A 21,788-nucleotide genomic window follows, 5' to 3' on the forward strand; every position below is an offset into this window, starting at 1 on the left:
GAGTTTCAATGGGCTTTGGAATTATTTGGGTAATCATTGGGATCGTTGCATTAATCCTAATTGCCTTAATCGGGGTTTTTATTACAAAATATAAAACGGCAGGGCCGGATGAGGCACTGATTGTAACAGGTAGTTTCCTTGGAAACCGTAATGTTCATGTGGATGAATCAGGTAATAAAATCAAAATTATCCGCGGCGGAGGTAGTTTTATTTTACCAGTCTTCCAACAAGCAAAACCACTCAGTCTTCTTTCCAGTAAGTTAGAGGTTACGACACCCGAGGTTTATACGGAACAGGGAGTACCTGTTATGGCTGACGGGGTTGCTATTATTAAAATTGGCGGCTCAATTAGTGAAATAGCTACAGCAGCAGAGCAATTCCTTGGAAAGGCGAAGGAGGACCGCGAAAATGAAGCGCGTGAAGTGTTGGAAGGTCACCTGCGCTCCATTCTCGGTTCGATGACCGTTGAAGAAATTTATAAAAACCGTGATAAATTCTCGCAGGAAGTTCAAAGGGTCGCTTCACAAGACCTGGCAAAAATGGGCTTAACAATTGTATCGTTCACGATTAAAGATGTCCGTGATAAAAATGGTTATCTAGACTCATTAGGTAAACCACGAATTGCTCAAGTAAAACGTGATGCCGATATTGCCACAGCTGAAGCAGAAAAAGAAACACGGATCAAAAAGGCTGAGGCATCTAAGGAAGCAAAGCGTTCTGAATTGGAACGAGCAACAGAAATCGCTGAAGCAGAAAAAATCAATCAGCTGAAAATTGCTGAATTCCGCCGTGAACAGGATATTGCCAAGGCGCGTGCCGACATGGCCTATGATCTTGAAAGTGCCAGATCGAAACAAGAAGTTACGGAACAGGAAATGCAGATTAAGATCATTGAAAGGCAAAAACAAATTGAACTGGAAGAAAAAGAAATTCTCCGTCGTGAGCGCCAGTACGATTCAGAAGTAAAGAAAAAAGCGGATGCGGACCGCTACTCTGTTGAGCAGGCTGCTGCTGCAAATAAGGCAAGAGAGATTGCAGAAGCGGAAGCCAATAAATACCGGATTGAAGCAATGGCGAAAGCGGAGGCGGAACGCATCCGGATGGATGGTCTTGCAAAAGCGGAAGCACAGAAAGCACAAGGTCAATCCGAGGCTGAAATTATTCGCTTGAAAGGCCTTGCTGAGGCAGAAGCAAAAGAAAAAATTGCTGAGGCGTTCGAACAATTCGGTCAAGCCGCGATTCTCGACATGGTTATCAAAATGCTTCCAGAATATGCGAAGCAAGTGGCCAGCCCGCTTTCAAATATCGATAAAATTACCGTTGTTGATACGGGTGGCGAATCGGGTGCGAATGGCGGCGCTAATAAAATTACCAGCTATGCGACAAACCTAATGGCGAGCCTCCAAGAGTCATTAAAAGCTTCAAGCGGAATTGATGTAAAAGAATTAATTGAGAATTATTCTGGAAAATCGAATGTAAAAAGAAGTATTGAGGAATTGACTGAAGAAGTGAAAAAGACAGCAGAATAAATTTTAAAAATCCTTATCCGTTGTGATAAGGATTTTTTTGCCTAAAAAATAAGATGCCCCTCAAGCAGGGACACCACTATATAAACAGAGAGGTTTAAGGAAAGAGCAACCAGTTTTTCTTCCACTTTCGTTCTTACACCTACATATTAGCGGGAAAGATTGAAGATATGATGAAGAAGTTGTGGTGAATTTGTGAAGTTGAAAACATCAGAGACCTCAAATGTTATAGTAAGGGTGAGAGGGAGGGGTGTCGGATGAAAATTTTACTAGTAGATGATGAAAGAAGAATAATCGAAGTTCTCGAAGCCTACCTCGAAAGGGAAGGATATGAGATTCATTGTGCTGATAATGGTATTGATGCTTTGAAAAAAGTGAAATCCGTTCAGCCTGATTTAATTATATTAGATTTGATGCTTCCGGATATTTCTGGTGAAGAGGTTTGCCGTTTGGTCCGGAAAGAATCCGATGTTCCGATTTTAATGCTGACAGCTAAATCGGCGGAGGATGACCGGATTAATGGAATCATTATCGGAGCTGATGATTATTTAACAAAGCCATTTAGCCCGAGAGAAGTGGTTGTTCGTGTACATGCGATTTTACGTCGTGTGAAAAAATCAGAAAAAGTGGAACGGCTTGAATTCAACGGCAAAAAGCTTGCGATTGATCTCGAAAAAAAAGAAGTAACTATAAACGGCCAAGAAATTATGCTGACTCCGATAGAATATAAGCTTTTAACCAATATGGCATTAAATCCGGGGAGAGTCTACAGCAGAATAGATTTACTCGAAAAAATTCAGGATGAGGGCATTTTTTACGAAGGGTATGAACGTAGTGTGGATACCCATATAAAGAATCTTCGTAAAAAAATTGAGTTGGAGTCACGGCAGCCGGAATTTATTTTAACCGTATTTGGCATGGGCTATAAATTTGGAGGCGTTGCCGATGCTGCAGACATTACGGTCTAAAATTCTCTTTTATTTATTATTAATCTCTATGATTGGGATTCTATTGGTCAGCTTTTTTATCCAATGGGGGTTTGAAGCGAGCTTTAAAAGCTATTTAGATCGCAATCGTGAAAAAAAGATTGAAAGAGTGATTGTTGAGATTGAAAAAGATTATAAAAAAAATGGCCATTTTACAAGTGACCCCGTTTTTAACCTGCTTCATGAGCGTGCCATGACCGACCAGCTCTATTTTCAATTATTCGACCGTTTTGGCCGCCTGCAGATGGACTCCTCAAAAATCAGAGGAATGTTAAATAGCTTGGGATTAACAGAACCGGTTACGATTGGCGAGGAGTGGCATACGAAATCCTATACGCTGAAGGTAGACCAAACGGTGATTGGGAAGCTGGTAGCCATTTATCCCGAAGGATTGATTGATGATGAGCATACATTTTTGCAAACCATTCAGTTATATATTTATGGAGCTGTTTGTTTGACCATTGTCCTTGCAATTCTTTTTAGTATGCTTTTTTCCAAAAAATTAACTTTGGGTTTGAAAAAACTCTCTTTTGCAGCGGATGAACTGCAGCAGCATAATCTTTCTGTTCGGATTCCTTTGGCAGGATTGCCGACAGAGGTAAAAGATTTAGCGATTTCGTTTAATAATCTGGCTGAATCCTTGGCGAAGGAAGAAATGCTGCGTAAGCAATTTACCGGTGATCTTGCTCATGAACTAAGAACACCACTTGCGACGTTAAGGAGCCAAATCGAGGCCTATCAGGATGGAATTTGGGAACCGACACATGAGCGTTTACAGCAAAGCCATGAGGAATTAATGCGTTTGGTTCGCCTTGTCAATGAGCTTGAAAAACTGCTTGCAGCGGAAAACCCGCAAATTCGCTTGGAAAAAATTGAATTAGAAGCAGGAAGTGTCATTGCGGCTTTATGGGATATGTTTCTACCAGTGTTTAACGAAAAAGGTGTTCATCTTGATATTGTTGAACCAGCGGATGAAGAAATGTTCTTTGCGGATAAAGACCGATTAGTTCAAATCCTTTCAAACGTTCTAAATAATGCGCTGAAATATACGCCAAAAGGGAAGAATGTTACGATTTCGGTTCTTACCGAAAAAGAGGAATATGTTGGATTTCAGATTGTGGATGAAGGCTCTGGTATCGCAGAGGATGATATCCCCCATATTTTCGAACGATTTTATCGGGGCGACAAATCCCGTGACCGTAAAACAGGAGGTGTCGGGATTGGCCTATCCATTGTAAAAGCTTTGATGGAGGCCCACCAAGGAATTATAAAGGTTAAAAGTACAATAAACATTGGGACAAGCTTTACACTATGGTTCCCAAGGGAAATTAAAAATTGAAAAGCCCGCCGTAATTGGCGGGTCAGATTAGATCATTCACATTATAGATTCTTCCCGTTTCTGCTTCACCGCTAAGGGCAAGGTCAACAAGTGCATTCGCTACTTTTTCCGGTGGAAGCAGCATGTTGTTTTCTTTAAATTCTTTAAACCGCTCCAGCTCTTTAAATGCCTCATTGGATGAGGAACGAATGGTTTTCTGCATTTTTGTGTCCATGATTCCAGGACTAAGGGCATAAATTTTATGCTTCGATTTCGCTGCCACCTGTTCTAAGGCAACCGTTTGGGTAAACATATTTAATCCGGCCTTTGCGCTGCAATAAACGCTCCAGCCCTCAATCGAACGGACCGCTGCACCTGAAGTGATATTAATGACCTGAAGGCTTGTATTGGCCTGCTGCGCTTTATTTAAAAATAGATTGGTAATCAGGATGGGGGCAATCAAATTCACATCGATATTGCGAATGATGGGGGTTTGGTCTAAATTGCCCACTATGTGAATCGGTTCAATCACCCCTGCATTGTTAAATAAATAGATTTCTTCAGGATTTTTTAGAAAAATATAATGGGTGATGAGCATAAAGATTTCCTGCACTTCCTCTTCCAGAGACAGGTTGCAGGAATAGTGTTTATAGTAGATTCCTTTTTCAGCTGCTAATTGTTTAATTTCTTCATTTTCTGTCCGGGAAACAGAAATGACTGCTATTTCTTCCATTAGTAATCTTTTCGCAATCGCTTCACCTAAGCCTTTTGAAGCCCCTGTAATAATAGCGTATCTCATGTCATCCCCCTAGGTTCTTTTTGAATAGTTTATTCCTCTTTTTTCCTTAAATCAACCAATCGTTCAAAAATTGTTCAAAAGTGAGCATACAAGATTGTAGTACTATAGACGTAAGAACTTTTTATTAAAGGATGAGATTTTGATGACAAAGCTTCTTTATATAACTGTTAACCCAAAGAGGGATGCAAAGCTTTCAAAAGGAATGCAGATAGGCGAGGTTTTTCTGGAGGCATTCCAAAAAGAAAAACCGGATGTCGAGATTATTCAAATGCATTTATATGACATGGAAATACCGGAAATTGATATGGATTTAATGTACGCACGTGCGAAGCTATCCTTTATGGGACAAACCTTTGACCGATTATCTAAGGCAGAACAAACGAAAGTAATGAAAATGCATGCTCTTGCGGATCAGTTTATTGATGCGGATTATTATGTCTTTGTCACACCGTTATGGAACCTTGGCTCCCCAGCCATATTAAAATCCTTTCTTGATAATCTATTTATTGTTGGAAAAACCTTTATCAACACAGAGGATGGTCCTAAAGGGCTATTAAAAGGAAGAAAGGCGATTCATATTCAAACACGCGGAGGCATTTATTCGACTGAACCTATGGCTGATTTCGAATTTGGCGACCGTTTTTTAACAACAGCACTGGGTTTCCTTGGTTTGGAAGTGATGGACTCGATTATTGCTGAAGGAACAGATCATTATCCAAAACAGGTACCGGAGATTATGGCAAGGGCCAAAAAAGAAGCCATGGAAAAAGCAAAGGCAATGGCAAAAGAAACAGTTATCATTAGCAACTAAAAGCGGCTCAGAAGATGAGCCGCTTTTTTAGAACTTACCTGTTAATTGGAAAAACAAGACCGCAAATCCTAAAATCCAAACATAAATCGCAAAAGGCTTTAAGGAATGCTTTTTCAAAAATTCAACCATCCATTTGACGGCAATATAACCAAATATAGCGGAGGATACAATCCCAACTAATAACGCCGATAAAGAAATGGTTTCACCCTTACCCTCGAATAAATCAAAAGACTGAAGGACTACTGCACCCGCAATCGCCGGTGTCGATAGGAGAAAGGAAAAGTAAGCAGCTGTTTCGCGGTCCAATTTTCTCCATAATGCGGCAACAATGGTCATACCGGACCGGGAGATGGCTGGAAAAATCGCGGCTGCTTGAAAAGTGCCGATAATAAATGCATCCTTATAGCTGATTTGGTCCATTTTTTTATAGCCATTTTTTGCTGAATCCGCAAACCAAAGGAAAACCCCTGTAATTAAGAATTCCCAGCCGATTGTTGCTCCTGTTTTAGAAATTTCATCAAAATAATCCTTAAAGGTTAATCCAATAAGAACGGCAGGGATAGTTCCAATAATTAATAATAAAGTTAGTTTACTAAACGGTTTTTTGATGATATAGATAAACTCGTTCTTATAAAATACCAATACGGCAAGCAGCGTTCCGAGATGTAGCATGGTATCCAATAAAAGCCCCGCTTCTTGCAAGCCAAACAAATTTCTTCCTAAGTATAGGTGACCTGTACTACTGATCGGTAAAAACTCTGTTAATCCCTGAATAATTCCGAGTACCAGTGCTTCAAGTTTCGTTAACATATTTTCCCTCTCTTTTATGGTAATGGAAAGCTTGTTTACTTTATAAATATTCGTAAAAAGGCGGGCTATTCAATTATTTATTAAATTTCTCCTTATCTTCTCTCAAAGATTAGCAAATAATTGTATTGTTTAAGTAAAAATAGTGCAAAAGCTTTTCATTGTCCCATAAAATAGAAGTAAGTATGTTGGAGGGGAGAAGCACAGTGAAAAATAGCCATTTATTATTTAATACATCCATTGGTGTTCAAAAGCCTGAAAATATCCGTAATAAACAGCAAGCTTGCCCTTTTTGTGACCGCGACCAATTGACGGATTTGATTGAAGTCGATGGTCCTATTATTCTTTTAAAAAATAAATACCCTGTTTTGGTAAACGCTTATCAAACCGTTTTAATTGAAACAGATGAATGCCATCAGGAATTATCGATGTACTCGAAAGCTCATTTACATAGACTTTTGCAATTTGGCCTAAAACATTGGCGTGAAATGGAGGAAAGTGGTCATTGGAAATCAGTCATCTTTTTTAAAAACCATGGGCCATTATCAGGAGGAACAATTGCCCACCCCCATATGCAGATTGTTGGCTTAAATGATCTTGATTACAAGGAGAAGGTCTTCGAAGGTGTATTTGAAGGGATTGTCATAGAAGAAACAGACGGAGTGGTCTTTTCTTTATCAACTAAGCCAAGAGTTGGTTTTTATGAATTTAACGTAGAAATGGCTGATGCCGGATATGTCGAGGCATTTGGAGATTATATCCAAACAGCAGTTCATTATATTTTAAACCATTTTCCATTTAAAGCTACCAGCTATAATTTATTTTTTCATCATATTCATCAAAGAATTTTTGCGAAAATTGTGCCCAGGTTTGTGACAACCCCGCTGTATATTGGCTATGGGCTTCCACAGGTACCCAATAATTTGGAATGGATGGTGGAAGAGGTTAAGAAAGTCTACTTTCAACCTGAAATTCCCAGTGAAAATCTGGATTAACCATGTAAATTAACCCATTCGATGGTTAGAAGTTGTGATTTGCGGATAATAAAAATATAATGAAGAAATGTAAAGATTCTTTTAAGGGTTCGTTACATTAAAAGGAGAATGAATGAGCATGACTTCCAATCACAATAACTCAACTTCGAAGCTTGATTATAGTCTTATTTTTATCTTATTGTTACTCTGTTTAGCCAGTTGTATTTCGATCTATAGTGCACAGGCAAGCGGCCAATACAAGGAGAATTTTGTATTGAAGCAAATTATCTGGTATGCAGTGGGGGGCGGAATCATTGCCGGGGTTATGACCTTTGATTCTGATCAATTAAAGAAAATCACATGGTACCTATACGGCTTTGGTATTTTTCTTCTAGTATTATTAATTATTGCCCCGCCAAGTATTGCACCAGTCATCAATGGCGCGAAAAACTGGTTTAAGGTCCCTGGGATTGGTTCGCTTCAGCCATCAGAGTTTGTGAAAATCTTTATTATCCTGGCTCTGGCATGGGTGATTGAAAATCATCATCATAAACATCTGGTAAAAACGATGCAATCGGATTTCTGGCTTTTAATGAAGCTGGGAATTGTAACAATGTTTCCGTTAATGCTGATTATTAAGCAGGACTTGGGGACTTCGCTTGTCTTTTTATCCATCATGTTAGGTATGATTTTTATCTCGGGAATCTCCTGGAAACTCCTTTTACCGATTTTTTCAGCTGGAACCGTGCTGATTTCCACCATTTTTTATTTTGTATTGGTGAAACCGGATTTGTTGGAAAAGTATCTTGGGGTAAGGCAGTATCAGTTCAGCCGGATCTATTCTTGGCTTGATCCCTATAATTTTCAAAGTTCTGCTGGCTATCAATTAACACAATCCCTTCTGGCAATTGGTTCCGGACAAACATCGGGAAAAGGATATGGGAACAGGGATGTATATTTACCCGAGAGTCACACTGACTTTATTTTTAGTATTGTCGGCGAGGAATTTGGCTTTGTTGGTGCAAGTGTTTTAATCAGTTTATTTTTCTTGTTGATTTACCATATTACCAAGGTGGGTATGGAAACGAAAAATAATTTTTATACGTATATATGTGTCGGGGTGATCAGCATGATTACCTTCCACGTTTTTCAAAATATCGGGATGACCATTGGAGTATTACCTATCACCGGTATTCCGTTGCCGTTTATCAGTTATGGCGGCAGTTCGTTAATGGGGAATATGATGGGGCTGGGATTGATTTTTTCCATTCGGTACCATTATAAGAAGTACATGTTTTCAACTACATCTTAATTAGATGGAAGGTGTCGAAAGTGGAAGAGAAATTTTTGCAGCAATTCGAAGCAATGCTCGATAAATACAGCGAACTCCTTGTCGGAGACGGCGATGCAGAAACAAAAGAAAAAGTAAAAGTATGGGCACTCTACTCCCATATTGCCAAATCCATGCCCGCGCTGGCCAAGCATTGGAATAGTATGTATCCAGAAGCAAAAGAACAAATGAAAGAAATTGCCGGCGAAATCAAACAAATGAATGAAGAACATCGTAAGAAATAAATTCGACAAAAATCGGGTGGTGCCTGGCACCACCCGATTTTTGTCGAAAAGCTATTATTGTCCAGCTCCAGCGCCTAGCCCCTCGAGTCGCTTCGGCCCTGCCGATGAAGTCAAAGAACGACTTCACCGTCAGGTCCTCCAGCGCTTGGCTACAGAAAGCTACCGCTTTCTGTACGCATTAAGTGCGACTAAGTCTCTGTCTTCGCTACGCTTGCCAATCGACTAGTCTTACTATATCGGGTCTGATCAAGGCGCTTCTGCTTTTCTTATTGAACCATTCCGCCATTTGGAAGTTGGTTGGTGTAGCCTTGGAATTGCTGGTAGGATTGTTGAAGTTTTTGTTGTTCGGCGGCTTCGACTGCGTACCAGCCTTTTTTAAACATTAGGTTGTATAGGTCTCTTTGGCAATTTTGTGTTTCGGTAAAGATCTGCATCATGTCCTGGTAGAGGCCTTGATGGCTTGCTTCGTGCAAGGCCATGCTATAGGAAGTGGTCAAATACTTTTCAGTTGTTAATAAATCGTTGATAAAATCTCGTTCATTCATTTGCGGTGTTTTCGGAACCTGTGTTTCGGGATTTTTAATTTTTTGTTGGTTTTGGTTCTGATTTTGGTTCATCATAATCTCCCGCTCCTCTCTTATTGCATACCATTTAGCGGTTGCTGTGAATTTGCATGGTGCCCAAGATGATTAAGCAGCTGCTGATAGTGGCGCTGATGCATTTGGCCGCACTTTTCAGCTTCCGTTTTTAACTCTTGGTCCTGACATTGCTGGGCAAAAAAATGGGCCTTTTTAGCCGCCAGTAAATTCCATGACATCATATCGGTTAAATAAAGAGAATCCTTTGTTGATATAATCCCGGGAGGCTGCTGCATGATATTCTGTTGATTTTGCATATTCATATTTGACTGAGCCGTATTCATATTTTGTTGCTGCATAGTGATTACCCCTCCTGCATCCATAATCTTTTACCACTTTATCCTTTGTTAAAAGAGAATTTTTATTCCCGTAAAAAAATGCATATTCTGTGAACAAAAAACAGGCTGAAGAAATCCAGCCTGCTTATCTTTTCTTGAATTGGTTGTTTTGGCTGTTCCTTTTTCCGCCGCCGTCATTTTCAACGTTAGGACCAGCATCCCCCTGAACGCTTGCTGCACTTACTCCTGCTTTGGAGGGGTTTTTTTTCATTTTGCCCATGATTATCACCTCAAAAATAGAATGCCCATTGATTAATTTTTATTGTATTAAACCTATAAAAATTAATTTTCAAAAAAATTTCAATTTTCCGCGATTATAGATTGCGCAAATTTTTAAAATCTTTTATAGTTAATAGTAACAGAACTCATTCAAGTAAATTTTTTTTACTCAAAAAATGAATGAGTATTCATTCAAAGTATTGAAGGGGGAGACAATGTTGAACCAACTAATTAAAAAAGCAGCTGTTCTAGGATCTGGAGTAATGGGCTCGGGAATTGCTGCCCATCTGGCAAACAACGGCATTCCAACACTTTTATTGGATATTGTGCCTCGGGAATTAACGGAAGAAGAAAAGGCGAAAGGGCTTACTCTTGAAGACAAACAAGTCCGAAATCGTATTAGTCATACATCCATTCAAAAGCTTTTAAAACAAAAACCGGCACCATTAACGGTGAAAAAAAATCTTGCCCTTATTGAGGCAGGAAATCTTGAAGATGATCTAAGCAAATTAAAGGATGTTGACTGGGTCATCGAAGTGGTCGTTGAAAATTTAAATGTCAAAAAGCAGGTATTTGAGCGTGTTGATCAATATCGTAAGCCAGGCAGCATCATCAGTTCAAACACATCAGGAATTTCTGTCGAAGCAATGGTTGAAGGCAGATCAGACGATTTCAAGAAGCATTTCCTGGGAACTCACTTTTTCAATCCTCCAAGATACTTAAAATTGCTTGAGGTCATTCCTACTCAATATACCGACCCCGAAGTTCTTGCTTTCATGAAAACCTTTGGTGAGGATGTATTAGGTAAAGGAGTCGTCATTGCAAAGGATACACCAAACTTTATTGCTAACCGTATTGGTACGTATGGTCTTTTGATTACACTTCAGGAAATGCTAAAAGGCGGTTACAGTGTCGGTGAAGTGGATTCCGTTACAGGTCCGTTGGTTGGCCGTCCAAAAAGTGCAACCTTCCGGACTCTCGATGTGGTTGGTCTCGATACCTTTGTCCATGTCGCCAACAATGTATATGAACAAGTGGAAGGAAAAGAAAGGGAAGTTTTTGAAGTTCCCGCCTTCATGAATACGATGCTTGAAAAAGGCTGGCTAGGCAGTAAATCCGGCCAAGGGTTCTTTTTGAAAAAAGGCAAAGAAATCCTTGAACTTGATCCTAGTACATTAGAATACGGTCCACGTAAAAAATTATCCACGCCTGCGGTCGAACTGAGCAAACAGGAAAAGGGCAGTGCCAATAAATTGAAAGCGCTTGTATATGCCAAGGACCGTGCCGGTGAGCTTTTATGGAATATATTCAGTCCCGTTCTCGTTTATTCCGCTCAATTACTAGGCGAAATCGCCGATGATATTGTTGCGATTGACCGTGCAATGAAATGGGGCTTCGGCTGGGAAATGGGCCCATTTGAAACATGGGATGCCATTGGTGTAGAAAAATCCGTTCAAAAGATGAAAGAAAACGGACTTGAAGTCCCTGCTTGGGTTACAGAAATGCTTGAAAAAGGATTTACGACTTTCTACAAAGAAGAATCCTTCTACCATAACGGAGAATATAAACTGGTTGAATTTAATCCAAAGGTAATGGATTTGAATAAAATTAAAAAACAAAAAGGGGTCATTAAGAAAAACAGCGGCGCCAGCTTAATCGATATCGGAGACGGTGTAGCGCTTCTCGAATTCCAATCTCCTAATAATGCCATCGGTCTTGATATCATCCAAATGGTAAACTTCGCCATTGATGAGGTAGAGAAAAACTACAAGGGTCTGGTGATTGGGAATCAAGGGAAAAACTTCTGTGTCGGAGCCAACCTTGCAATGATTCTGATGGAAGCACAGGATGATAATATTTATGAATTGGATATGGTTGTTCGTCATTTTCATCAGGCGATGATGAAAATTAAATACAGCTCAAAACCGGTTGTAGCGGCACCATTTGCGATGACACTTGGCGGAGGAGCGGAGATTTGTTTACCGGCTGCCCATATCCAAGCATCTGCCGAGACTTATATGGGACTTGTTGAAGTCGGTGTCGGTTTAATCCCTGGCGGCGGCGGAAATAAGGAGCTTTACATTAAGCATTTAGAAAATCTTCCAAATGGTGTGCCATTTGATTTGCAAAACGTCGCTAATAAAGTGTTCGAAACGATCGCAATGGCTAAGGTGTCAACCTCTGGGGAGGAAGCGCGGGAAAATAATTTCTTAGATTTTGCTGATGGAATTAGTGTAAACAGCGATCACCAGCTATACGATGCAAAGCAGGCGGTTCTAGCGCTCCATGAAAAAGGCTATAAACCAAAGGTTCGCAGAAAAGTACCTGTTGTTGGTGAAACCGGTTATGCGACCCTGTTACTTGGTGCAGAGGGAATGTTCCTATCAGGCTACATCTCCGAGCATGACTTAAAAATCGCCAAAAAACTTGCATATGTCATCGCTGGCGGAAAGGTTCCATTTGGTACTGAAGTAGATGAACAGTATCTATTGGATTTGGAAAGAGAAGCATTCCTTAGTCTTGTTGCAGAGCCAAAATCACAGCAGCGTATGCAGCATATGCTTGTGAAAGGAAAACCATTAAGAAACTAAAATAATAGATTGGTATTCTTTGAAAAATGAAAGAAAGCGAGGGAACGTAATGAGAGAAGCGGTCATTGTAGCCGGAGCTCGGACCCCGGTAGGTAAAGCGAAGAAAGGAACGCTTGCCAATGTTCGTCCTGATGACTTGGGAGCATTGGTAGTAAAAGAAACATTAAAACGTGCCGGAAATTATGAAGGAAATATCGACGACTTAATTATAGGCTGTGCAATGCCTGAAGCGGAGCAGGGAAATAACGTCGCACGTAATATAGGTGCCTTGGCAGGACTCCCTTATACGGTTCCAGCGATTACCATTAATCGTTTTTGTTCCTCGGGCCTTCAAGCGATTGCCTATGCAGCTCAAGGAATTATGCTTGGCCACACTGATACCGCCATTGCTGGTGGGGCAGAGTCAATGAGCCTGATTCCGATGATGGGTCATGTTGTTCGTCCGAATATAAAATTGGCGGAAACAGCGCCGCAATATTATATGAGCATGGGCCATACAGCAGAACAAGTGGCAAAAAAATATGGAATTACCCGTGAAGACCAGGATGCCTTTGCGGTACGAAGCCATCAACGTGCTGCAAAAGCGCTTCAAGAAGGTAAATTTGTCGATGAAATTGTTCCGGTAGATGTCACAATCCGCACAGTTGGCAAAGACAATAAGCTGGTTGAAAAAAACATTCAATTCTCACGGGATGAGGGAGTACGCCCTGGTACGAATCTGGAAACTCTCGCGAAACTTCGCCCGGCCTTCTCGGTAACAGGGTCTGTTACGGCCGGTAATGCTTCACAAACCAGTGATGGAGCGGCCGCAGTAATGGTCATGGATCGTGAAAAAGCGGAATCGCTTGGACTAAAACCATTGGCCAAATTCAGATCATTTGCTGTTGGCGGCGTTCCGCCGGAAATTATGGGTGTAGGCCCGGTTGTTGCCGTTCCAAAAGCTGTAAAGCTGGCAGGCCTTGAACTTTCTGATATCAATCTCTTTGAATTGAATGAGGCCTTTGCTTCCCAATCGCTTCAAGTTATTCGTGAGCTTGGCCTTGATGAAGAAAAAGTGAACGTAAATGGCGGCGCAATTGCACTTGGCCACCCGCTAGGCTGTACAGGTGCCAAGCTTACATTGTCACTCATTCATGAATTAAAACGCAGAAATGAACAATTTGGTGTCGTTACGATGTGTATTGGCGGCGGAATGGGCGCTGCTGGCGTATTCGAATTACTATAAAAAATTTAGGGGCTCCCCTTAGCCCCTTTTAAACCTAACTCACTGATATTTTTGATAGGAGGAATTTTTAAATGGCAAACCAAACTGAAAAAATCATTAAAGGCGGAAGCTTTTTAATTGAAGATGTTTCCTATGACCGTGTGTTTACACCTGAGGATTTTTCGGATGAACAAAAAATGATTGCGAAAACAACCGAAGACTTTGTTGAAAATGAAGTGCTTCCACAGGTTGAGTATTTAGAAAAACATGAATTCGACCGTACAGTAAAACTCTTAAAAGAAGCAGGTGAGCTTGGACTACTTGGTGCAGATGTACCGGAAGAATATGATGGATTAGGCTTAGATAAAGTTAGCTCATCACTTATTACTGAAAAAATGTCAAAGGCCGGCGGGTTCTCACTTTCACATGGTGCTCATGTCGGAATTGGATCCCTTCCAATCGTCCTGTTCGGAAACGAAGAGCAAAAGAAAAAATATTTACCTGCACTTGCTTCAGGTGAAAAGCTTGCTGCTTATGCCCTAACAGAGCCAGGTTCAGGATCGGATGCACTTGGTGCAAAAACAACAGCAAGATTAAATGCGGAAGGAACTCACTATATTTTAAATGGTGAGAAGCAGTGGATTACCAATGCCGGTTTTGCAGATGTGTTCTGTGTTTATGCAAAAGTGGATGGTGAGCATTTTACTGCATTCATCGTTGAAAGAGATTTCCCAGGCGTTTCAACGGGTGCTGAAGAAAAGAAAATGGGAATTAAGAGTTCCTCTACTCGGACGCTGATTCTTCAAGATGTACCAGTTCCAAAAGAAAACCTTTTAGGCGAATTTGGCAGAGGTCATGTTATTGCCTTTAATATTTTAAATATCGGTCGTTATAAGCTCGCAGTCGGTGCTGTTGGCGGTTCTAAAAATGCTTTTGAAATGACCGTAAAATATGCTAATGGGCGCCAGCAATTCAAAACACCAATCTCTCAATTCAATCTAACAAAAGAAAAATTCGGTACCTTGGCATCAAAAATTTATGCTGCTGAGAGCTCTGTATATCGAACAATTGGATTATACGAAGATAATCAAGGAAAACTTTCAACCGAAGAAGCAAAAGACATTAAATTAGTGGCTAATTCCATTGCCGAATATGCAATCGAATGCTCTCTAAATAAATTCTTTGCAAGTGAAGTTTTAGATCAGGTTGTTGACGAAGGTGTACAAATTCATGGCGGCTACGGCTTCATGCAGGAGTATCCAATTGAAAGAGCCTACCGTGACTCCCGTATTAACCGAATCTTTGAAGGAACAAATGAAATTAACCGTCTTCTTGTACCAGGAACATTTGTGAAAAAAGCAATGAAAGGCGAACTGCCATTATTCCAAAAAGCATTACAGCTTCAGGAAGAATTAATGATGTTAATGCCGGAAGAACCAGGCGACGCGCCACTTGCACAAGAAAAATATTTAGTAAAAAATGCAAAGAAAATTGGTTTATTGGCTGCTGGTTTAGCGGCACAAAAATACGGTAAAGCACTTGAAAAAGAACAGGAAGTTCTTTCGAATATTGCGGACCTCGTATCCAATGCCTATGCGATGGAATCCGTTGTATTACGTACGGAAAAAGCAATTGCTAAATCAGGTATTGAAAAGAATCAACAAAAGCTTCTTTATACGCAAATTTTCTGTCAAGAAGCCTTTAATGAGATCGAGCAGATTGCAAAAGAAACATTAGTTGCGGTTGAACAAGGCGATACGCTTCGCATAATGTTGTCTTCGCTTCGTAAATTCACCCGCCATACCCCAATTAATGTTATTGCGAAAAAACGAGAAGCTGCAGATGTAATCATTGAAGCAGAACGTTATATCGTTTAATTCATATGAAACTCCCTTCTTTTAGAGGGGAGTTTTCTCTTTTTTTATAAAAATTTAGATGGCAGGAAGGATTTTTGCGAAGAAAGTCGAATTTTTTCTAATGGACTTGATGATAGAATCCATTCTAATTCCTACTTAGCAGGATCGATTTAAATTGTCTTATTATTGTGCTATTTTTATATTAGGAATTTTGACTCCGTTATGGTAAGATTCAATTGTCACTCTGAAGTTTAATTTTGGAAAAGAGGGCGGTGAAACAGATGTCTCTGACTTTTTATTGGTATCCTAAATGCGGGACCTGTCGAAAGGCAAAGAAATGGCTGGATGATCATCATCTTTCCTACAAGGAAATACATATTGTTGAAAATCCCCCTTCTAAAGAGGAATTAATGGGATTTTATCAAAAAAGCGGTTTAGAGCTGAAAAAATTCTTTAATACAAGCGGTTTAAAATACCGCGAATTAGGTATTAAAGATAAAATGAAGTCTGCATCCGATGAAGAATTAATTGATTTACTTGCATCAGATGGGATGTTAATCAAAAGGCCAATTTTAACAGACGGAGAAAAAGTTACCGTTGGCTTTAAAGAAGAAGAGTATGAGCAAAAATGGCTGTAAGCGTTTAACCATCTACTTTTCTTGTCTTCATTATGGAAATCGATTTTTTTATCGATAATAGATTTTAGAAATATTAATGGAGGGATTTCGAATGAGTACACCAAAAGAGTTACGTTATTCTGAAGAACATGAATGGGTAAAAGTTGAGGGAGAAAAAGTGCGAATTGGAATTACTGACTTTGCACAGCACGAACTAGGAGATATTGTATTCGTTGAGCTTCCTGAAGTTGGCGATGAAGTTTCTGCTGACGAACCATTTGGCAGCGTTGAGTCCGTTAAAACTGTTTCTGAGCTTTATGCTCCTGTCAGCGGCAAAATCGTTGAAATTAACGAAGATTTGAGTGACAATCCTGAATTTGTAAACGAATCTCCATATGAAAAAGCATGGATGATTGTAGTAGAAGTTTCCGACAGCAGCGAATTGGACAAGCTGATGACTGCTGAACAATACGAAGAAATGATTAACGAATAATCATGTAATCCCAGCACCTTGATATCAGGGTGCTTTTTCACTTTATTACCATTCTTCAAAAAGTATATTAGGAAACAAATAATACAATATAACAGGAAATACCTTCATTTAAAAAGTTATCTTTATTTCTAATTTTTTAGGTAAATATGGACATAAAAGCAAGGCTCACGTTATATGTATATCTAGAATATGTTAACATAAACACAAGACTTCATAATACAGGTGATGATATGAATGACTCATATGTTGACAAGGTTCTTATTGTGGAAGGGACATCTGATAAGAGAAAGGTCAAAAGAATTGTAAAGGAACCTGTTGAGATCATATGTACCAATGGGACCATTAGCATTACAAAATTAGATGAATTAATTGATTTTCTTGAGGACAAGGATGTCTATATTCTAGTGGATGCAGATGCGGCTGGAGAAAAACTGCGAAAACAATTTAAAAGGGAATTTCCCCAAGCTGAGCATATCTATATTGATCGGTCTTACCGCGAAGTTGCAACAGCCCCTGAACACCATCTTGCGACCGTCTTATTAGGGGCAAATATTGATGTGCATACACAATTTTTGGAGAATTGCTGAGTGAATCGATGAAAGAATGGAATCGAGATGAATTTACATCATTTATAGAAAATAAATCGACAGGGCTCGTGTACTTTTATACGCCCCTATGTGGGACCTGTCAGGTAGCATCAAGGATGCTGCAAGTCATTGAACAAATGGTGGATTGCAGAATGGGGAAAATGAACTTAAACTTTTACCCCGATTTTGGGAAAAGCTATGGTATCGAGAGCGTTCCGTGTCTAATGTTTATTCATGATGGCCAAGTGGTTGAACTGCTCTACGCTTTCCGCTCTGTGCCTTATCTAATCGAAAAAATCAATGAAAATCTAACATAAAACAGATGCTGCTACCTGAGCAGCATCTGTTTTAATTTGTCGACAGGTTTTGAAAGGATTCTGGTTCTTTTTGCTGAAATAGTTAGTAAGCAAATAGAACGGAGTGATAAAGATGATGGAAATGATTCAAACCTTTCTGATCAAGGTTAAAGAGCGTGATCACATACGGTCTCTATTAAATAATGCGGATTGTCTGATGGTCCGTTTTATTTGCGGGCGGCAAAGCATTGAAATTTTTTTAAAAAATGGAGAATGTACATTGTTGCATGATCCAAGTGAGAATTTTACAGAATGTGAAATTTACGGTGAGATAGAAACAGTTCAACAGCTTCTTTCAGGTGAAAGGAAATTGAGATCTCTTATGCAGAAGGGGAGGCTCCAAGTAAAAGCTTCTTTCCGAACCTTGCTGCTTTTGGAGGCGCTTTTTTATTTAACTAAAATTGACACAAATTCTTACAGAATAATCTAAATAAACCTATTGACTCTATCGGAATAAAGGTGTATTATCTGTTTAAATATTCAATCAATAATAACAATTCAATAAATATTCTTATCCAGAGCGGTGGAGGGACTGGCCCTATGATGCCCGGCAACCGGTTTTTACACGGTGCCAATTCCAGCGGAGCAATATGCTCTGAAAAGATAAGAAGAGAGAGCCCCCTCTTCTTATGAAGCGGGGGTTTATTTTTAAACAGGGAGTGGATTTGTGTGGGAGTCGATCAAAAGAAATTACGTTTTGAAACTTTAAGTGTTCATGGAGGCTTATCTCCAGATCCCGTAACGGGTGCTCGTGCCGTTCCAATTTATCAAAACAATGCCTATCAATTTAAAAGCACTGAACACGCCGCTAACCTTTTTGCGTTAGCAGAACCAGGTTACATATATACACGGATTCATAACCCCACCACAACTGTCTTTGAGGAAAGGGTTGCCTTATTAGAAGGCGGTGTTGGGGCTCTTGCAGTTGCAAGTGGGATGGCCGCCATTACCTTGGCAATTTTAAACCTTGCTCAAGCTGGTGATGAAATTGTCGCAGCATCAACATTATACGGCGGCACTTACAATCTTTTTGCAGTGACATTACCAAAGTACGGAATTAATGTGAAATTTGTTGACCCTGAAAATCCTGAAAACTTCCGTACTGCCATCACGGAAAAAACAAAAGCGGTTTTCGCCGAAACAATTGGCAATCCAAGCTTAACCATATTAGATATTGAAAAAGTGGCCGATATTGCCCATGCGGCAGGTGTTCCGCTGATTATCGACAATACCTTTGCAACACCATTTCTCTGCCGTCCGATTGAACATGGTGCAGACATTGTCATTCACTCTGCTACAAAATGGTTGTTAGGAAATGGTACAACAACAGGCGGGATTATTGTAGACGGTGGTAAGTTTGATTGGAATTCGCCAAAATTCCCGGGCTTTACAACACCAGATGCGAGCTATCATGATCTTGTTTATGCGGAGGCACTTGGTGCGGTTGCCTATATTATCAAGGCACGCGTTCAATTGCTGCGTGATCTTGGACCGGCATTAAGTCCTCAAAATGCTTTCCAATTTGTCCTAGGGCTCGAAACTCTTCATGTTCGTATGAAAGAACATGTTGCCAATACGAAGCAGATTGTGGATTATTTAGTAAACCATCCTGCTGTTGAATGGGTATCCTATCCAGGACACCCATCACATCCTGACCATGAGCTTGCTGAGAAATATTTACCAAAAGGTGCCGGCTCAATGGTTGTATTCGGTATCAAGGGCGGTAAGGAAGCAGGAGCTAAGTTAATTGATTCCATTACTCTCTGGGCACATGTGGCCAATGTTGGGGATGCGAAGAGCTTAATTATTCACCCGGCAAGTACCACACACCAGCAATTAGACGCTGAGGGTCTTAAAGCAGCTGGAGTTTCTGAAGATTTAATTCGTCTATCAATCGGTATCGAAAATGTTGAGGATTTAATTGAAGACCTTGAATCTGCTATTGAAGCAGCAACCGGGTTGATATCGTTAACGGCCAATGCCTAAAACTACCATGTTTGATTTTTTCTAAATATGTAGAATTTTCGTTGACACTCCTTTTTATCCGTGATACGATAGCTTTCGTAATAAAATGATTGCTTACATCATATGTGTGTTAATTGAATATAGGATGCTTAAATGCTCTTATCCAGAGAGGTGGAGGGATGTGCCCGATGAAGCCCGGCAACCGTCAATTTAATTGAAATGGTGCCAATTCACACAAAGCGTTTGCTTTGAGAGATGGGAGAAAGGTTGAATTTATTATGCCTTTCTGCCTGCGCAGAAAGGCATTTTTATTTTCCTAATATAGAATGTTTTATTCAAAACCATCAAACCCTATGTTTAAGTGATACTGAGCAATTGGAATTTTTTACTTTTACTTATATATGGAAAAAAAGAAGGTGAATTCTATGATTTCTATAAAAAATGTTCGAAAAATTTTCCCTTCGAAACAGGGACAGTTAAAGGCAGTAGACGACGTGAACCTGGAAATTAACAAAGGGGAAATTTTTGGGGTAATTGGTTATAGTGGCGCGGGTAAAAGTACACTAATTCGTATGTTAAACGGATTGGAGCTTCCTACAGAGGGATCCGTTACTGTTGTAGGCCGTGAAGTTTCAAAGATTAAAGGCAGTGACTTGCGAAAAGCACGTCAAGAAATCAGTATGATATTCCAGCACTTTAATTTACTTTGGTCAAGAACAGTTAGTGAAAATATTGAGTTCCCACTGGAAATTGCAGGAGTAACGAAAGCGGAAAGATTAAAGCGCGTCAGCGAGTTGGTAAAACTAGTTGGCCTTGAAGGCAGGGAAAATGCTTATCCCTCACAGCTGAGCGGCGGCCAAAAGCAAAGAGTTGGTATTGCCCGTGCATTAGCGAACAATCCAAAGGTTTTGCTTTGTGATGAAGCAACCTCAGCCCTTGACCCGCAAACCACGGATTCAATCCTTGACTTGTTGGTCGATATCAATAAAAGGCTTGGTTTAACGATTGTTTTAATCACCCATGAGATGCATGTAATTCGTAAAATCTGCCACCGAGTTGCAGTAATGGAAAGCGGTAGAATTGTAGAGCTTGGTCCTGTATTGGAAGTGTTTAGAAACCCGCAGGCACCGATTACGAAGCGATTTGTTCAGCAGGTTACGGAGCCGGAGGAAACAAAAGAAACAGTGGAGCATTTGCTTGAACGATATCATTCCGGTACTGTTGTCCAGCTGACCTTTATTGGTGAGGCTGCTGAACAGCCAATTATTACGAATTTGATTCGCTACAATGATGTAACGGTTAATATCCTGCAGGGGAAAATTTCTCAGACACAAAGCGGTTCATATGGTACCTTGTTCATTCATCTCGATGGGGACGCGGACAAAGTCAATCAAGCGGTTGACTATATTCGCACCCAGCAGGTTGGAGTGGAGGTGGTAACAAATGAACAATGATCCATATTTAACTGATATTGACTGGCAGGCAATGTGGGAGGCAACCGTGCAAACTCTTTACATGACCGCAATATCCGTTATTGCTACCTTTATATTAGGAATTATTTTGGGATTACTCCTTTTTCTTACCGGAAAAGGAAATATGTGGGAAAATAAAGTGGTTAACACTGTCATTAGCGCATTTGTAAATATCTTTAGGTCGATCCCTTTTATTATCTTAATTGTTTTGCTCATTCCATTCACAATGCTATTGGTTGGCTCGATGATTGGAGAAAATGCAGCATTACCGGCCTTAATCATTGGTGCGGCTCCGTTCTATGCAAGAATGGTTGAAATTGGCCTGAGGGAAATTGATAAAGGTGTTATTGAGGCAGCAAAATCAATGGGGGCAACAACAGGAACGATTATCTGGAAGGTACTGCTTCCGGAATCGATGCCGGCACTTGTCTCAGGGCTTACGGTTACAGCGATTGCACTTGTTGGTTACACAGCCATGGCAGGAGTAATTGGTGCGGGAGGACTTGGAAACCTTGCCTATCTCGAAGGGTTCCAGCGAAACCAAAATGATGTAACACTGGTTGCGACCATCATCATTCTTGTCATTGTATTTATCATACAGTTTATAGGGGATTTAATTACTACAAAAATAGATAAACGCTAAAGGAGAATTCAAA

General features: G+C 40.1%; 23 protein-coding genes and 2 riboswitches. Of the genes, 18 read left to right on the plus strand and 5 right to left on the minus strand.

All coding sequences use genetic code 11. The features are described 5' to 3' along the window. Positions 1-8 precede the first annotated feature (8 nt). From floT to ACFQZ9_RS16025, 3 genes are all read left to right on the plus strand, one after another. Positions 9-1,529, plus strand: a complete 1,521-nt coding sequence (gene floT, locus ACFQZ9_RS16015) for a flotillin family protein (RefSeq protein WP_498944568.1) — start codon at positions 9-11, stop codon at positions 1,527-1,529. 254 nt (positions 1,530-1,783) lie between these two features. Then, on the plus strand, positions 1,784-2,494 hold the full coding sequence (locus ACFQZ9_RS16020; RefSeq protein ID WP_198310394.1) for a response regulator transcription factor: 711 nt from the start codon (positions 1,784-1,786) through the stop codon (positions 2,492-2,494). Then, on the plus strand, positions 2,472-3,851 hold the full coding sequence (locus tag ACFQZ9_RS16025) for a HAMP domain-containing sensor histidine kinase (RefSeq protein ID WP_498944569.1): 1,380 nt from the start codon (positions 2,472-2,474) through the stop codon (positions 3,849-3,851). The genes ACFQZ9_RS16020 and ACFQZ9_RS16025 overlap by 23 nt, the downstream gene beginning before the upstream one ends. Before the next feature lie 22 nt (positions 3,852-3,873). Here the strand turns inward: ACFQZ9_RS16025 and ACFQZ9_RS16030 are convergent, their stop codons facing one another. Beyond that, a complete protein-coding gene (locus ACFQZ9_RS16030) occupies positions 3,874-4,629 on the minus strand; it encodes a (S)-benzoin forming benzil reductase (RefSeq protein WP_498944570.1) in 756 nt (251 codons plus the stop codon). A 142-nt stretch (positions 4,630-4,771) separates the two neighbouring features. Here ACFQZ9_RS16030 and ACFQZ9_RS16035 point away from each other — a divergent pair, with 142 nt between their 5' ends. After that, on the plus strand, positions 4,772-5,440 hold the full coding sequence (locus ACFQZ9_RS16035) for an FMN-dependent NADH-azoreductase (RefSeq protein WP_498944571.1): 669 nt from the start codon (positions 4,772-4,774) through the stop codon (positions 5,438-5,440). Positions 5,441-5,467: 27 nt separating this feature from the next. Here the strand turns inward: ACFQZ9_RS16035 and ACFQZ9_RS16040 are convergent, their stop codons facing one another. Next, complete coding sequence (locus ACFQZ9_RS16040) at positions 5,468-6,250, minus strand: undecaprenyl-diphosphate phosphatase (RefSeq protein ID WP_198310390.1); 783 nt, start codon at positions 6,248-6,250, stop codon at positions 5,468-5,470. A gap of 203 nt (positions 6,251-6,453) precedes the next feature. Between ACFQZ9_RS16040 and ACFQZ9_RS16045 the strand changes: the two genes are divergently transcribed. The 3 genes from ACFQZ9_RS16045 to ACFQZ9_RS16055 all read left to right on the plus strand — a co-directional run bounded on the left by ACFQZ9_RS16045 (position 6,454) and on the right by ACFQZ9_RS16055 (position 8,796). Then, positions 6,454-7,242 carry a DUF4931 domain-containing protein gene (locus ACFQZ9_RS16045; protein ID WP_198310389.1) on the plus strand — a complete coding sequence of 263 codons (789 nt, stop codon included), beginning with the start codon at positions 6,454-6,456 and terminating at the stop codon, positions 7,240-7,242. Between the two features lie 118 nt (positions 7,243-7,360). Beyond that, positions 7,361-8,533, plus strand: a complete 1,173-nt coding sequence (locus ACFQZ9_RS16050) for an FtsW/RodA/SpoVE family cell cycle protein (RefSeq protein ID WP_198310388.1) — start codon at positions 7,361-7,363, stop codon at positions 8,531-8,533. Between the two features lie 20 nt (positions 8,534-8,553). Further along, positions 8,554-8,796 (plus strand): DUF2573 family protein, encoded by a 243-nt coding sequence (locus ACFQZ9_RS16055; RefSeq protein ID WP_198310387.1) that lies wholly within the window; start codon positions 8,554-8,556, stop codon positions 8,794-8,796. A gap of 266 nt (positions 8,797-9,062) precedes the next feature. On the opposite strand, the gene ACFQZ9_RS16060 is transcribed toward ACFQZ9_RS16055, so the two are convergent. The 3 genes from ACFQZ9_RS16060 to ACFQZ9_RS16070 all read right to left on the minus strand — a co-directional run bounded on the left by ACFQZ9_RS16060 (position 9,063) and on the right by ACFQZ9_RS16070 (position 9,992). Continuing rightward, a complete protein-coding gene (locus ACFQZ9_RS16060; protein WP_498944592.1) occupies positions 9,063-9,413 on the minus strand; it encodes a spore coat protein in 351 nt (116 codons plus the stop codon). A gap of 20 nt (positions 9,414-9,433) precedes the next feature. Further along, positions 9,434-9,733, minus strand: coding sequence for a hypothetical protein (locus ACFQZ9_RS16065; RefSeq protein WP_498944572.1), 300 nt, complete (start codon positions 9,731-9,733; stop codon positions 9,434-9,436). 124 nt (positions 9,734-9,857) lie between these two features. Beyond that, a complete protein-coding gene (locus ACFQZ9_RS16070; RefSeq protein ID WP_081810862.1) occupies positions 9,858-9,992 on the minus strand; it encodes a YuzL family protein in 135 nt (44 codons plus the stop codon). A gap of 214 nt (positions 9,993-10,206) precedes the next feature. Here ACFQZ9_RS16070 and ACFQZ9_RS16075 point away from each other — a divergent pair, with 214 nt between their 5' ends. From ACFQZ9_RS16075 to ACFQZ9_RS16125, 11 genes are all read left to right on the plus strand, one after another. After that, positions 10,207-12,582, plus strand: coding sequence for a 3-hydroxyacyl-CoA dehydrogenase/enoyl-CoA hydratase family protein (locus ACFQZ9_RS16075; protein ID WP_498944573.1), 2,376 nt, complete (start codon positions 10,207-10,209; stop codon positions 12,580-12,582). A 49-nt stretch (positions 12,583-12,631) separates the two neighbouring features. Further along, positions 12,632-13,807 (plus strand): acetyl-CoA C-acetyltransferase, encoded by a 1,176-nt coding sequence (locus tag ACFQZ9_RS16080; protein ID WP_198310385.1) that lies wholly within the window; start codon positions 12,632-12,634, stop codon positions 13,805-13,807. A gap of 71 nt (positions 13,808-13,878) precedes the next feature. Beyond that, positions 13,879-15,663, plus strand: coding sequence for an acyl-CoA dehydrogenase FadE (locus ACFQZ9_RS16085; protein ID WP_198310384.1), 1,785 nt, complete (start codon positions 13,879-13,881; stop codon positions 15,661-15,663). A gap of 260 nt (positions 15,664-15,923) precedes the next feature. Then, positions 15,924-16,280: an arsenate reductase family protein gene (locus ACFQZ9_RS16090; protein WP_498944574.1), complete on the plus strand. Its 357-nt coding sequence runs from the start codon at positions 15,924-15,926 to the stop codon at positions 16,278-16,280. Positions 16,281-16,371: 91 nt separating this feature from the next. Beyond that, on the plus strand, positions 16,372-16,752 hold the full coding sequence (gcvH, locus tag ACFQZ9_RS16095) for a glycine cleavage system protein GcvH (protein WP_026576029.1): 381 nt from the start codon (positions 16,372-16,374) through the stop codon (positions 16,750-16,752). Positions 16,753-16,982: 230 nt separating this feature from the next. Beyond that, the gene (locus ACFQZ9_RS16100; RefSeq protein ID WP_026576030.1) at positions 16,983-17,339 is read left to right on the plus strand and encodes a toprim domain-containing protein; all 357 of its coding nucleotides are present in this window, start codon (positions 16,983-16,985) and stop codon (positions 17,337-17,339) included. Between the two features lie 8 nt (positions 17,340-17,347). Then, a complete protein-coding gene (locus ACFQZ9_RS16105) occupies positions 17,348-17,656 on the plus strand; it encodes a thioredoxin family protein (RefSeq protein WP_498944575.1) in 309 nt (102 codons plus the stop codon). Between the two features lie 112 nt (positions 17,657-17,768). Beyond that, positions 17,769-18,125 (plus strand): SCP2 sterol-binding domain-containing protein, encoded by a 357-nt coding sequence (locus ACFQZ9_RS16110; protein WP_498944576.1) that lies wholly within the window; start codon positions 17,769-17,771, stop codon positions 18,123-18,125. A 78-nt stretch (positions 18,126-18,203) separates the two neighbouring features. Next, positions 18,204-18,305: riboswitch (SAM riboswitch) on the plus strand. A 59-nt stretch (positions 18,306-18,364) separates the two neighbouring features. Beyond that, complete coding sequence (locus ACFQZ9_RS16115) at positions 18,365-19,681, plus strand: O-acetylhomoserine aminocarboxypropyltransferase/cysteine synthase family protein (protein ID WP_498944577.1); 1,317 nt, start codon at positions 18,365-18,367, stop codon at positions 19,679-19,681. 135 nt (positions 19,682-19,816) lie between these two features. Continuing rightward, positions 19,817-19,922: riboswitch (SAM riboswitch) on the plus strand. 163 nt (positions 19,923-20,085) lie between these two features. Then, positions 20,086-21,114, plus strand: a complete 1,029-nt coding sequence (locus ACFQZ9_RS16120) for a methionine ABC transporter ATP-binding protein (RefSeq protein ID WP_498944578.1) — start codon at positions 20,086-20,088, stop codon at positions 21,112-21,114. Continuing rightward, the gene (locus ACFQZ9_RS16125; RefSeq protein WP_498944579.1) at positions 21,104-21,775 is read left to right on the plus strand and encodes a methionine ABC transporter permease; all 672 of its coding nucleotides are present in this window, start codon (positions 21,104-21,106) and stop codon (positions 21,773-21,775) included. Before ACFQZ9_RS16120 ends, ACFQZ9_RS16125 begins: the two co-directional genes overlap by 11 nt. Positions 21,776-21,788: the final 13 nt, after the last annotated feature.

The organism is Neobacillus sp. GCM10027624, assembly GCF_042675345.1.
GTDB lineage: Bacteria > Bacillota > Bacilli > Bacillales > Cytobacillaceae > Neobacillus > Neobacillus cucumis_D.